Origin of the sequence: Pseudomonas sp. SL4(2022) (genome assembly GCF_026625725.1) — a bacterium.
GTDB lineage: Bacteria > Pseudomonadota > Gammaproteobacteria > Pseudomonadales > Pseudomonadaceae > Aquipseudomonas.
Map to the genome: position 1 here is coordinate 2,823,749 of NZ_CP113060.1, position 12,052 is coordinate 2,835,800.

Annotated in this window: 10 protein-coding genes and 1 pseudogene; 2 read left to right on the forward strand and 9 right to left on the reverse strand. The window is 61.0% G+C overall.

Annotation, left to right across the window (positions count from 1 at the left end; translation table 11 throughout):
- Positions 1–77 precede the first annotated feature (77 nt).
- The 8 genes and pseudogenes from OU997_RS13250 to OU997_RS13285 form a co-directional block, all read right to left on the reverse strand.
- The gene (locus OU997_RS13250) at positions 78–641 is read right to left on the reverse strand and encodes a VTT domain-containing protein (RefSeq protein WP_267806997.1); all 564 of its coding nucleotides are present in this window, start codon (positions 639–641) and stop codon (positions 78–80) included.
- Positions 642–656: 15 nt separating this feature from the next.
- Complete coding sequence (locus OU997_RS13255) at positions 657–953, reverse strand: winged helix-turn-helix domain-containing protein (RefSeq protein WP_108486584.1); 297 nt, start codon at positions 951–953, stop codon at positions 657–659.
- A gap of 55 nt (positions 954–1,008) precedes the next feature.
- Positions 1,009–1,838: pseudogene (locus OU997_RS13260) on the reverse strand (hypothetical protein).
- A gap of 212 nt (positions 1,839–2,050) precedes the next feature.
- The gene (gene nhaC / locus OU997_RS13265) at positions 2,051–3,514 is read right to left on the reverse strand and encodes a Na+/H+ antiporter NhaC (RefSeq protein ID WP_267807001.1); all 1,464 of its coding nucleotides are present in this window, start codon (positions 3,512–3,514) and stop codon (positions 2,051–2,053) included.
- 186 nt (positions 3,515–3,700) lie between these two features.
- Positions 3,701–6,532: a valine--tRNA ligase gene (locus OU997_RS13270; protein WP_267807003.1), complete on the reverse strand. Its 2,832-nt coding sequence runs from the start codon at positions 6,530–6,532 to the stop codon at positions 3,701–3,703.
- A gap of 112 nt (positions 6,533–6,644) precedes the next feature.
- Complete coding sequence (locus OU997_RS13275; RefSeq protein ID WP_267807006.1) at positions 6,645–7,049, reverse strand: DNA polymerase III subunit chi; 405 nt, start codon at positions 7,047–7,049, stop codon at positions 6,645–6,647.
- A gap of 9 nt (positions 7,050–7,058) precedes the next feature.
- On the reverse strand, positions 7,059–7,478 hold the full coding sequence (locus tag OU997_RS13280) for a DNA polymerase III subunit chi (RefSeq protein ID WP_267807008.1): 420 nt from the start codon (positions 7,476–7,478) through the stop codon (positions 7,059–7,061).
- A gap of 101 nt (positions 7,479–7,579) precedes the next feature.
- Positions 7,580–9,070 (reverse strand): leucyl aminopeptidase, encoded by a 1,491-nt coding sequence (locus OU997_RS13285; protein WP_267807011.1) that lies wholly within the window; start codon positions 9,068–9,070, stop codon positions 7,580–7,582.
- 143 nt (positions 9,071–9,213) lie between these two features.
- Here OU997_RS13285 and lptF point away from each other — a divergent pair, with 143 nt between their 5' ends.
- Together lptF and lptG are read left to right on the forward strand one after the other, a co-directional pair.
- Positions 9,214–10,335, forward strand: coding sequence for an LPS export ABC transporter permease LptF (gene lptF / locus OU997_RS13290; protein ID WP_267807014.1), 1,122 nt, complete (start codon positions 9,214–9,216; stop codon positions 10,333–10,335).
- On the forward strand, positions 10,328–11,389 hold the full coding sequence (gene lptG, locus OU997_RS13295) for an LPS export ABC transporter permease LptG (protein WP_267807017.1): 1,062 nt from the start codon (positions 10,328–10,330) through the stop codon (positions 11,387–11,389). Before lptF ends, lptG begins: the two co-directional genes overlap by 8 nt.
- Positions 11,390–11,498: 109 nt before the next feature.
- Here the strand turns inward: lptG and OU997_RS13300 are convergent, their stop codons facing one another.
- Positions 11,499–11,993 (reverse strand): RDD family protein, encoded by a 495-nt coding sequence (locus tag OU997_RS13300; RefSeq protein ID WP_108488413.1) that lies wholly within the window; start codon positions 11,991–11,993, stop codon positions 11,499–11,501.
- Between the last annotated feature and the right edge of the window lie 59 nt (positions 11,994–12,052).

Here is a 12,052-nt window from a genome sequence, read left to right on the forward strand (position 1 = left end):
CTAAGGCATGGGCGCGGGATTTTCCCACAGCTGGGCGCAGGTTGCTTGCCGACTGTAGGTAACGCTGGATGCCGGCGCTAGTGGGCAATATCGAGCAGCATGGCCAGGTAGTCGAAGAACACGCAGTACAGGGCAATGGGCAGCGGCAGGCCGAGCAGGGTGCCGAGCAGGTAGATGCGAAAGCGCACGCCAGACAAGGCGAGCGCGTAGTTCAACGCCGGCACGGTCTGAAACAGCAGGCGTAGACTGATGATGCTGGCCAGCGGGCGACGATCAAGGCCGCTTAGCAGGCGTTGCGCCAGCGGGTTGCTCAGCTCACGCAGGGCGTTTCCACCCAGATAGCGAATGGTGATGTAGGTCACGGTGCAGGACACGCAGGCCGCGATATAGGTGACGACACCGCCATACACCCGTCCCAGGGTGAGCACCGCAGCGGCGAGAAATACCCAACCGGGAAGCTGGATCAGATTGCCCAGGGCAAATAGCAGGGTAAACAGCAGCAGGCCGACGACCGGATGCATCAGGAGCAGCGCCTGCAAGGCGTTGAGGTTGAGCTGCGCGCGGATGCCCAGGGTTTCGAACAGCGCGAACAGGCCCAGCAGAAACAGGATGACCAGCAGCAGGCGGGAGGAACTGCGCATGGTGGCCTCGTGGTTTCAGGGGTAGCCGAGTACGGCTTTGATCTGCGCCAGGTGGGTGGCAATCCACTGTGGATTGATCGCCCCCCAGTCACGAATCTCATAGTGCCCGGCGTTATTGCGTTCGCCGCTTTCCTGCTGGAAGGCACAGTCGATATCCAGCTCGGCCAGGGCGGCCAGGGTGTCCTGGGCAGTGCGTCGTGGCATGCCGGTGGCGGCCATCAGTGCCGGGACGCTGGTGGCAGCGCCGCTGTCGATCAGCCAGGCCACATACAGGCGGCGGTAGAAGCTGGTGCGGGTTTTACTGATGTCCATTGGCTCTGTTCCTGGCTTGATGCCGTGCGCCACTGGCGCACGGCCTGATTGAGGGTCAGTTCAGTGTGGCAATCGCGATATAGGTTGCCGCACCGGAGATAAACCAAGGAAGGCCAGCAGGCTGATCTTCTTCAGGTACCAGATACCGTTGATCTTCTCCATGCCCATGGCCGCCACACCGGCCACCGAACCGATGATCAGGCCGCTGCCGCCGGTGTCGGCGCAGTAGGCGAGCATTTCCCAGAAGGTACCGTTGATCTGGAAATTGCTCAGCCAGGCAGTGTCGGCACCGGCCAGGGCCAGCACGTTCGGGGTGACCAGGGGATACATCTTCATCGCACCGGCCACCAGCGGTACGTTGTCGACCACGGCGGAGAGCGCAATGTTGATCGCATAGACATTGCTCAGGCTTTCGCGCAGCAGGGTCGCCACCAGGGTCAGGTGACCAGCGGTGGCCAGGCTGGAGACCGCCAGCAGGATGCCAAGGACGAACCGCACGCTGGTGGTGTCGATGCGCCGCAGAACGCCAACCACCCAGAGCAGCGTGATGCGTTTGTTGGTGTGTATGCGGTCAGTGATGACCTTGAAACCTTCATGGGCATCGATCAGCTCGATGATGGTCATGGCGCCCATCAGGAAGAACAGGATCTCGGAAATTTCGCCCAGGTGATGGCGCAGCTCTTCGGTGACGTGATGGTCATTGCCACTGGCCCCGGCGGTGGCGGCACCGATCAGCGGCAGAATGCTGTCTGCACTCAATACCAACAGGGTCCAGCAGATGACGGCTGTCAGAATCGCTGAGGCGGCTTTATCGATTTTCAGCGGGTATTCGGGGGCGATGTACAGGTAACCGAGGACGAAGATCAAAGCCATCAACGCATACATGCTCAGAATTCCATTTGCAGGGCTTTTTTATTGGATTAGAGGTGCCGCGCGCTTTTGATGCGTGGACGAAGATGCCTGAAATGCTCAGAAATTGGGAGGGTAAATATCGTGCTGCGAGCCCCACTGAGGCCTAAGCGGGTGTTTTCTGACTGATGGGTTGGCCCTGCGCTGCCCGAACCGCGCGGCGATGCGCGGTTCGGGCTAGCCTTGCTTCAGGCTTGCGACAGGTCGTCGCGTTCGGCTTGAACGGGCATGATGGTCTGCGGCGGGAAGACAAAGGCCAGTGTGATTGCCAGCAGTGGCATCAGCAGGTTGAAGAAGCAGTACGGCAGGTAACTCAGGGTCGCCACGCCGAGGGTCGCGGCCATATAGGCGCCGCAGGTGTTCCACGGCACCAGCACCGAGGTCAGGGTGCCGCCGTCTTCCAGGGCGCGCGACAGATTGACCGGCGCCAGCCCGCGTTTTTCGTACTCGGCGCGGTACATACGGCCCGGCAGTACCAGGGCGATGTACTGGTCGGCGGTGATGATATTGGTGCCAATGGTGGTGGCAATGGTGCTGGCGATCAGGCTGCTGGTGCTTTTCGCCAGGTGCAGGGTGCTTTGCAGCAGGCGCTGGAGTAGGCCGAGTTTTTCCAGTACGCCGCCAAAACACATGGCGCAGATGATCAGCCACACCGTGGTGAGCATGCTGGCCATACCGCCCTTGGACAACAGGCCGTCCAGCGCCGGGTTACCGCTGCTGGATTCATAACCGGCGAACAGCGCCGTCCACACGGTTTTCAGCGGCGCCAGGCTGCCGGCGGCTGGATCGGCCAGGCGCGTCATCACTTCCGGCTGGAACACCACCGCAAACACCCCGCCCAGCAGCGCGGCGACAAACACCGCCGGAAAGGCCGCCCACTGGCGCACCGCGAGAAACAGCAGCAGGGCTACCGGCAGCAGCAGATGCCAGCCCAGGCTGAACTGGCTTTCCAGCGCCCGCAGCACTTCGGCGATGCGCGCGGTGTCATGGCTACCGTCAGCCTGCTGACCGAGGATAAAGAACAGCACCAGGGCGATCAGCAGGGCCGGCACCGTGGTGCGCAGCATCAGGCGGATATGCGCAAACAGCTCGGCTCCGGCCGCCGCCGGGGCCAGGTTGGTGGTGTCGGAGAGCGGCGAGAGTTTGTCGCCAAAGTAGGCGCCAGAAATGATCGCCCCGGCGGTAATCGCCGGGTCCAGGCCCAAACCGGCGGCTACGCCCATCAGGCCGATGCCCAGGGTGCCGGCGACGGTCCAGGAACTGCCGATGGACAGCGCGGTGAGGGCGCAGATCAGGCAGCTGGTGACGTAAAAGTATTCCGCCGAGATCAGCTTGAGGCCTAGCCAGATCATGGTCGGCACGGTGCCGGCGAGAATCCAGGTGCCGATCAGCGCACCGACTGCCAGCAGAATCAGGTTGGCCTTCATCGCCATATGGATGCCGGCGAGGATGCCTTCCTCAATCTGTGCCCATTGCAGGCCGTTCTTCAGGCCTACCAATCCGGCGACAAAGGCGGCGCTCATCAGCGCGATCTGGTTCGGCCCGCTGGAGGAACTGTCGCCGTACAGGTAAACGGAAAGGCCCAACAGCAGCACCAGCACGCCAATCGGCAGCAGGGCGTCGAGCAGGGAAGGGGAGCGTGTATCAGTCATGGGTGTACCGGTCGATCAGGTGAACCGTGGGAGGGGCTTTCGGCTCTGGCATCCTGCTTCGCTCTACCTCCTGCATCCATGCAGTCGTAGCCGAGACTTTGCTGTTAAAACTCGCGGCAAAAGCCCCTCCTACAAAAAAAGAAACCCGCGCCTGTGAGGGCGCGGGCTGTGGGTGTTGCGGGCTGATCAGAGTGCGGCGATCTTGCCGCGCTGCTCAACCATCTTGCTCAGGGCTTGTTCGGCCTCAGCCAGCTTGGCGCGCTCTTTATCGAGCACGTCGGCTGGGGCCTTGGCGACGAAACCTTCGTTAGCGAGCTTGCCACCGACGCGCTGCACTTCACCGGAAAGGCGGGCGATCTCTTTATCCAGGCGCGCCAGTTCGGCGTCCTTGTCGATCAGCCCGGCCATCGGCACCAGCACCTGCATATCGCCGACCAGCGCAGTGGCTGACATCGGCGCTTCTTCGCCGGCTGCCAGCACGCGTACTGACTCCAGCTTGGCCAGCTTGTTCAGCAGCGGCGCGTTGTCGGTCAGGCGGCGGCGGTCTTCGTCGCTGGCGTTGGCCAGGATGATGTCGATGCGCTTGGCCATGGAGATTTTCATCTCGCCACGGATCTGCCGCAGGCCGAGCATCAGCTGCTTGACCCACTCGATATCGCCTTCGGCGGCGGCATCGATGCGGCTTTCATTGGCCACCGGCCAGGCCTGCAGCATGATGGTTTCACCACTGACGCCTGCCTGGGGCTTGATGCGCTGCCAGATTTCTTCGGTGATAAACGGCATAAACGGGTGGGCCAGACGCAGCGCCACTTCCAGCACGCGAATCAGGGTACGGCGGGTGCCGCGCTGACGCTCGATCGGCGCGTTCTCGTCCCACAGCACCGGCTTGACCAGCTCCAGGTACCAGGCGCAGTACTCGTCCCAAATAAACTCGTACAGCGTTTGCGCGGCCAGGTCGAAGCGGAAGGCGTCGAGGTGACGGGTAACGTCGGCCTCGGTGCGCTGCAGCGCGGAGATGATCCAGCGGTCCACCGAGGACAGCTCGACCGGCTCACCGTTAACGCCGGTGTCCTGGCCGTCGGTGTTTTCCAGCACGAAGTTGGCGGCGTTCCAGATCTTGTTGCAGAAGTTGCGGTAACCCTCGACGCGGCCCATGTCGAACTTGATGTCACGGCCGGTGGAGGCCAGCGCCAGGTTGGTGAAGCGCAGGGCGTCGGTGCCGTAGGCGGCGATGCCCTCGGGGAATTCGGCGCGGGTCTGCTTGGCGATCTTCTCGGCGAGCTTGGGCTGCATCATGCCGCTGGTGCGTTTCTCCAGCAGCGCTTCCAGGGTAATGCCGTCGACGATATCCAGCGGGTCGAGCACGTTGCCCTTGGACTTGGACATCTTCTGGCCCTGGCCATCGCGCACCAGGCCGTGCACGTAGACGGTCTTGAACGGGATCTGCCCGGTCAGGTGGGTGGACAGCATGATCATCCGCGCGACCCAGAAGAAGATGATGTCGAAGCCAGTGACCAGCACGTCGGTCGGGTGGAAGGTCTTCAATTCGTCGGTTTGCTGCGGCCAGCCGAGGGTGGAGAAGGTCCACAGGCCTGAACTGAACCAGGTGTCGAGGACGTCTTCGTCCTGACGCAGGGCGATGTCGCCCAGGTTGTGTTGGGCACGCACTTCCGCTTCGTCGCGGCCGACATAGACGTTGCCGGCCTCGTCGTACCAGGCCGGAATGCGGTGGCCCCACCAGAGCTGGCGGCTGATGCACCAGTCCTGAATGTCACGCATCCAGCTGAAGTACATGTTTTCGTACTGCTTGGGCACGAACTGGATCTCGCCACTTTCGACCACGGCGATGGCTTTTTCGGCCAGTGGCTTGGTGCTGACGTACCACTGGTCCGTCAGCCACGGCTCGATGATGGTGCCGGAGCGGTCGCCTTTCGGCACTTTCAGGGCGTGCGGTTCAATACCTTCCAGCAGGCCCGCGGCTTCAAACGCGGCGACGATCTGTTTACGTGCTTCGAAACGATCCAGTCCGGCGTATTCGGCCGGCAGGTTGCCGTCGATGTCGCTGTTGACGCTGCCGTCGATGTTGAACACCTGGGCCTTGGCCAATACGGCAGCGTTTTTGTCGAAGATGTTGAGCAGCGGCAGGTTGTGGCGCTTGCCGACTTCATAGTCGTTGAAATCGTGGGCCGGGGTTATTTTCACGCAGCCGGTGCCGAACTCGGGGTCGCAGTAATCGTCGGCAATGATCGGGATGCGGCGGCCCACCAGCGGCAGCTCAACGAAGGTGCCGATCAGCGCCTGATAGCGCTCGTCGTTCGGGTTAACCGCAACGGCACTGTCGCCGAGCATGGTTTCCGGGCGGGTGGTGGCGACGATCAGGTAATCCTTGCCGTCGGCGGTGGTGTTGCCGTCGGCCAGCGGGTAGCGCAGGTTCCACAGGCTGCCTTTCTCGTCGTGGTTTTCCACTTCAAGGTCGGAGATGGCGGTGTGAAACTTGGTGTCCCAGTTAACCAGGCGCTTGCCGCGGTAGATCAGGCCGTCTTTGTGCAGGCGCACGAAGGCTTCTTTCACCGACTCGGACAGGCCGTCGTCCATGGTGAAGCGCTCGCGTGACCAGTCCACCGAGCTGCCCAAACGACGGATCTGCCGGGTGATGGTGCCGCCAGACTGTTCCTTCCATTCCCAGACCTTCTCCAGGAATTTCTCGCGGCCCAGGTCGTGACGGCCGATGCCATCAGCAGCCAGCTGACGCTCAACCACCATTTGCGTGGCGATGCCCGCGTGGTCGGTGCCCGGCTGCCACAGGGTGTTGCGGCCCTGCATGCGGCGGAAACGAATCAGCGCATCCATGATCGAGTTGTTGAAACCATGGCCCATGTGCAGGCTGCCGGTGACGTTCGGCGGCGGGATCATGATGGTGTAGGGCTCGCCCGAACCCTGCGGGGCGAAATAGTTGTTCGCCTCCCAGTTCTGGTACAGGGCGGTTTCAATGGCGTGCGGCTGGTAGGTCTTGTCCATGCGCGGCGGGACCCTTATGACGGCTAGACGGAAAAGCCGGCAAGTATAGCGGGGATGGCCTATATGACGTAAGGGCGCGCGTGGTGTGGCTGACTGGTGGGCGTGCGTGTGGTTACGGACGACGCGGCGGAAGCAGTCGGGTCAGGCGGGCATCTAGGCGGCGTTTCAGCTCGGCTTCGATCTGCGGCACGAAATCGTCGATCACATCCTGCAGGATCAACTGAGCTGCAGCTCGAAGTTCGCTATCCAGGCGGTTCATCTCGCTATCGCGGCTGACACTCTGGCTTACGGTTTCACGCAGGGTTTGCGCAACCGGTGGCTTGGGCGCAGGTGCTGGCGTTACCGCTGCCACCTTGGGTGGTGGGGTCACGATATCCGAGAGGACGGGGATGCTGTCCGGGTCGAGGGTGTCGATCAGCAGCGGTGGTTCGAGGTTTTCATCGCCCAGCAGTTGGCGGATCGACTCCAGGTCGTTCAGCAGTTGAGCGGGTTTTTGCGGAGGCTTTGGGGTGTCCATACTGTGCAACTAGAGTTCGACTCGTTTGGGATCATACCCGCGCTGCCGGTAGCTGCGGAAATTCTCCCGGCAGGCGGTCAGTAGGTCGGGTTCCTGGTTGACGATTTCAATCACCCGGCTAAAGCGCTCGACCTGGGGTGAAAGGGTGCTGCCGAGGTTGATCAGCACGCCCTGAGTGCTGCTGGGCTCTTCGTCCTGGCCAATCACCACCGGTGCGTGCGCGTCATCCTGGTAGAGACTGTGCGGCACAAAACTGTCCGCCTTGAAGTGCCACAACAGTTCATCCACCTCGCTGCATTGCTGGGTATCGCTGCCGCGCAGAAACACCGGCAGGCCGGCGCGCCAGGCTTTCATCGCCAGTTGGCAGGCTGCGCGCAGGCGCTCGGCCGGCACGGCAGTGGACAGTACGTAGAATTCGATTCGGGGCATGGCGGCACGCTTAGGCGTTGGTTGCAGGAGCGGCTTGCTGACAGGCGCGCAGCTTACCAGTCAATCGCAGTTAACACCGCTCCTACTAAGGTGCCCGTAACTCAGGCGTTGCTGCGATCCAGCAAATACTGCGTCAGCATCGGCACCGGACGACCGGTCGCGCCTTTGTCCTTGCCACCGCTGATCCAGGCCGTACCGGCGATATCCAGGTGCGCCCAGTGGAAGTTTTTGGCAAAGCGCGAGAGGAAGCAGCCCGCCGTGATGGTGCCGGCTTTCGGCCCGCCGATATTGGCAATGTCGGCGAACGGGCTGTCCAGCTGCTCCTGGTACTCGTCATACAGCGGCAGCTGCCAGGCGCGGTCGTCGGCGGTCAGGCCGGCACCGAGAATCTGCTGCACCAGTGCGTCGTTATTGCCCATCAGGCCGGAGACATTGCTGCCCAAGGCCACGATGCAGGCGCCGGTAAGGGTGGCGATGTCGATCACCGCTTGCGGCTTGAAACGCTCGGCATAGGTCAGGGTATCGCACAGCACCAGACGGCCTTCAGCGTCGGTGTTGAGGATTTCCACGGTCTGGCCGCTCATGGTGGTGACGATGTCGCCGGGGCGCGTGGCGCCGCCGCTCGGCATGTTCTCGGCACAGGCCAGCAAGCACACCAGGTTGATCTGCAGTTGCAGTTCCAGTACGGCCTTGAGGGTGCCGAATACGCTGGCCGCACCGCACATGTCGTACTTCATTTCATCCATGCCAGCGGCTGGCTTGATGCTGATGCCGCCGGTGTCGAAGGTGATGCCCTTGCCGACGAGGGCGTAAGGGTTCTCGGATTTTTTGCCGCCCTGGTATTGCATGACGATCATCCGTGGCGGCTGGTCGCTGCCTTGGGCCACGGCGAGGAAGGCGCCAGCGCCGAGTTCCTTGAGTTTCTTCTCGTCGAGAACATCGACCTTGAGGTTTTTGTAGGCTTTGCCCAGGGCTTTAGCTTCTTCGGCCAGGTAGCTCGGGTGGCAGAGGTTCGGCGGCAGATTGCCCAGGTCTTTGGTGAAAGCCATGCCGGCGGCAATCGCCTGGGCGTGCGTGCTGGCGCGCTCGGCGTCGGCCAGGTTGGCTTTTTCCGTAAGCAGGGTGAGCTTCTTCAGTGCGCCGGCTTCGGCCTTCTGGCTCTTGAAACGGTCGAAGCAGTAGCCGGCATCGGCCAGGCTTTCCACCATCAGGCGGGTTTTGCCGTAGGTGTCGCGGCCTTTGACCTGCAGCTCGTCGAGCGCGAGTACCGCGTCACTGCCACCGAGGCTTTTCAGGCTGCTGTAAATGCTGGTGATCAATTTGCGCAGTTGGCGGTCAGACAGTTCGCTGTCTTTACCGGCGCCGACCAGCAGCACGCGTTCGGCTTTCAGGTTTGGCAGGTTGTGTACCAGCAGGGTCTGGCCGACCTTGCCGGCCAGGTCGCCGCGCTTGAGCAGAGCACTGATTGCGCCCGCGCTGGCGGTGTCGATAGCCTTGGCGGTTTCGCCGAGTTTTTTTCCCTCACCAACAGGGATAACCAGGGTGGCGGTTTTTAGTGTTTCTGGGCGGGCGCTTTTAACAATAAATTCCATTACGTGGTGTCCCCAAGACAAGGCGTCGGTATTGCAGGATAATGCTGGCTATTTTTCGATGGTTCGCCAGTTGGGCGAGCCGGCAAGCAGTGCGGCTAGTTTGATCTTAGCCGCCTGAGCCTGACAACCCTGGAGTGTCTGGTTTGATCGTCTTCCGTTATCTGTTCCGTGAAGTGTTGCTGACCCTGAGTGCCGTGAGCGCGGTGCTACTGGTCATCATTATGAGTGGCCGCTTTATCCGTTACCTGGCCCAGGCGGCGCAGGGTCTGCTCGACCCCGGGGTGCTGCTGATGATCATGGCGTACCGCATCCCTGGTTTTTTGCAGCTGATTCTGCCATTGGGGCTTTTTCTCGGCATTTTGCTGGCTTATGGCCGCATGTACCTCGACAGTGAAATGACCGTGTTGTCAGCCACCGGCATGAGCCAGCAGCGCTTGTTTGCCTACAGCCTGGCTCCGGCGGCTCTGGTGGCGTTGCTGGCGGGCTGGTTGAGCCTGGGCCTTGCTCCGCAAGGTGTTGAGCATGTGGCGCGGATTCTCAATCAGCAAAGTGCCATGACTGAACTCGATACCTTGGTGCCGGGGCGTTTTCAGTCGATGAAAAATGGCTCGCGTGTGACCTACACCGAAGAGCTCTCGGAGGATCGCGGTTCGCTGACCGGGGTTTTCATCTCCGAGAAACAGCTGTCCAGCCAGGGCGACAAGGAACGTGGTATCTCCGTGCTGGTCGCCGAGTCCGGTCGCCAGGAAATTCAGGCGGATGGCAGCCGCTACCTGATTCTGGAAAACGGCTACCGCTACGACGGTAACCCCGGCCAGGCCGATTACCGCGCCATCAAATATGAAACCTATGGCGTATTGTTGCCTAAGCCCCAGGTTGAGGCGGATGTGACAGATCGCGAAGCGATGCCAACCCGTGAACTGATTGGCAGTGACAAACCGCGTATGCAATCCGAGCTGCAGTGGCGCTTGTCGATTCCGGTGCTGGTTTTTGTGGTCACCCTGCTGGCCGTGCCGCTGTCGCGGGTCAATCCACGTCAGGGGCGTTTCCTTAAGTTGTTGCCGGCCATCCTCTTGTACATGGCCTATCTGGCGCTGCTGATTGGCGCGCGTGGTGCGCTGGATAAAGAGAAAATCCCCGCAGCCCTGGGCTTGTGGTGGGTGCATGGGCTGTTCGCATTGATCGGGCTGCTGTTGCTGTATTGGGAGCCGCTGCGCTTGCGCTGGGCGGCCCGTCGTGTGGCGCTGGAGGTGGCCCGTGGTTAAGTTGGATCGCTACATCGGTGCACAGGTATTTGTCGCCATTCTTGCTGTGCTGGGCATCATTGTTGGCTTGGCACTTCTGTTTGCCTTTATTGACGAGTTGGGTGATGTCGAGGAGAACTATGGCCTGCTCGATGCGCTCTGGTACGTGCTGCTGACAGCGCCGCGGCGTCTCTATGAAATGCTGCCGATGGCGGCGCTGATCGGTTGCCTGATTGGGCTGGGTTCGTTGGCCAGCAACAGCGAGCTGACCATCATGCGGGCTGCCGGTGTGTCGATTGGTCGGATCGTCTGGGCGGTTATGAAGCCGATGCTGGTGCTGATGCTCGTCGGTTTGCTGATCGGTGAGTACCTCGCGCCTTATAGCGAAAATCAGGCTCAGGCCAGTCGTGCCATGGCGCAGGGCGGTGGTGAAGCGCAGAGCGCCAAGCGCGGTCTGTGGCATCGCCAGGGGCAGGAGTATGTTCACATTAACGCCGTGCAGCCTAATGGTGTATTGCTCGGGGTGACCCGCTATCGTTTCGATGAACACAAGCGCATGCAGTCATCGAGCTTCGCGCGGCGTGCGCAGTACCAGGGCGATCACTGGCAGCTGGACGATGTTGCAACCACGCACTTTCGTGAGCGCAGCAGTGAGGTCATCAAGCAGGACAGCGAGCGCTGGGATGTTGAGTTGACACCGCAGTTGCTTGGCACCGTAGTGCTGGCCCCTGATGCGCTGTCGATTACCGGGTTGTGGGGTTATATCCACTACCTGGCTGAGCAGGGTCTGAGCAACAGTCAGTACTGGCTATCGTTTTGGACTAAGGTTTTGCAGCCGTTGGTGACAGCTGCATTGGTGCTGATGGCCATTTCCTTTATTTTCGGGCCATTGCGTTCGGTGACGCTGGGGCAGCGTGTATTCACTGGTGTGCTGGTCGGTTTCGTATTCAAGATCAGTCAGGATCTGATGGGGCCGTCGAGCCTGGTATTCGGCTTTTCGCCGCTACTGGCGGTGTTGGTTCCTGCGGGCGTCTGTGCGTTGGCGGGTATCTGGTTGTTGCGGCGAGCGGGCTGACGTTATGAGAAAAAGCCGGCACATGCAGTGATGCGTGTGCCGGCTTTTTTTGTGCGCAGTTGAATTAGCTTGAGTTGTTCTGCTGGTCAATGGCGAGTGGTAGCAGTCGCTATTTTTTATGGATGTTCTTTGGCAGTTGAACGACTTGGCTTTCTGAATAAATGTCATGCCAGCTGCGGCTTTCCTTGTCCCAGAGCATCCAGAAGAACCCCAGGCCGAACAGCAGCCAGGAGCCTATGGCCACCAGAAATCGCAACAGCGCTTGCCACAGGCTGATGGCGCTGCCATCGCGGTTTTGGATCCGCAGGCCCCAGACCTGCATGCCTAGGGTCTGGCCGTTGTGCGTCCAGAACTTGGCAAAGAAGCCGAACAGACTGAGAAACAGCAGAGTCGATAGCAGGGGGTCGCCGTCCAGTGCTCCTGAATCTGACATCTGCTTGAGTTGCGCCTCGCCGTAGAAACCCATCAGGATCAACTTGTAGATGAACGTCACCACAATCAGCAGTGCTACGCACAGCAGGAAGTCATAGAACATGGCGGCAAGGCGGCGGATCAGTCCGGCGCTGGGGAAATCACCCTGCGGGCGCAGCAGGTGGTTCGGCATAGTCGGCTCTTTACTCAATCGGCTAGCGGGATGGCGGCAACAATACTGTATTCGGGGTA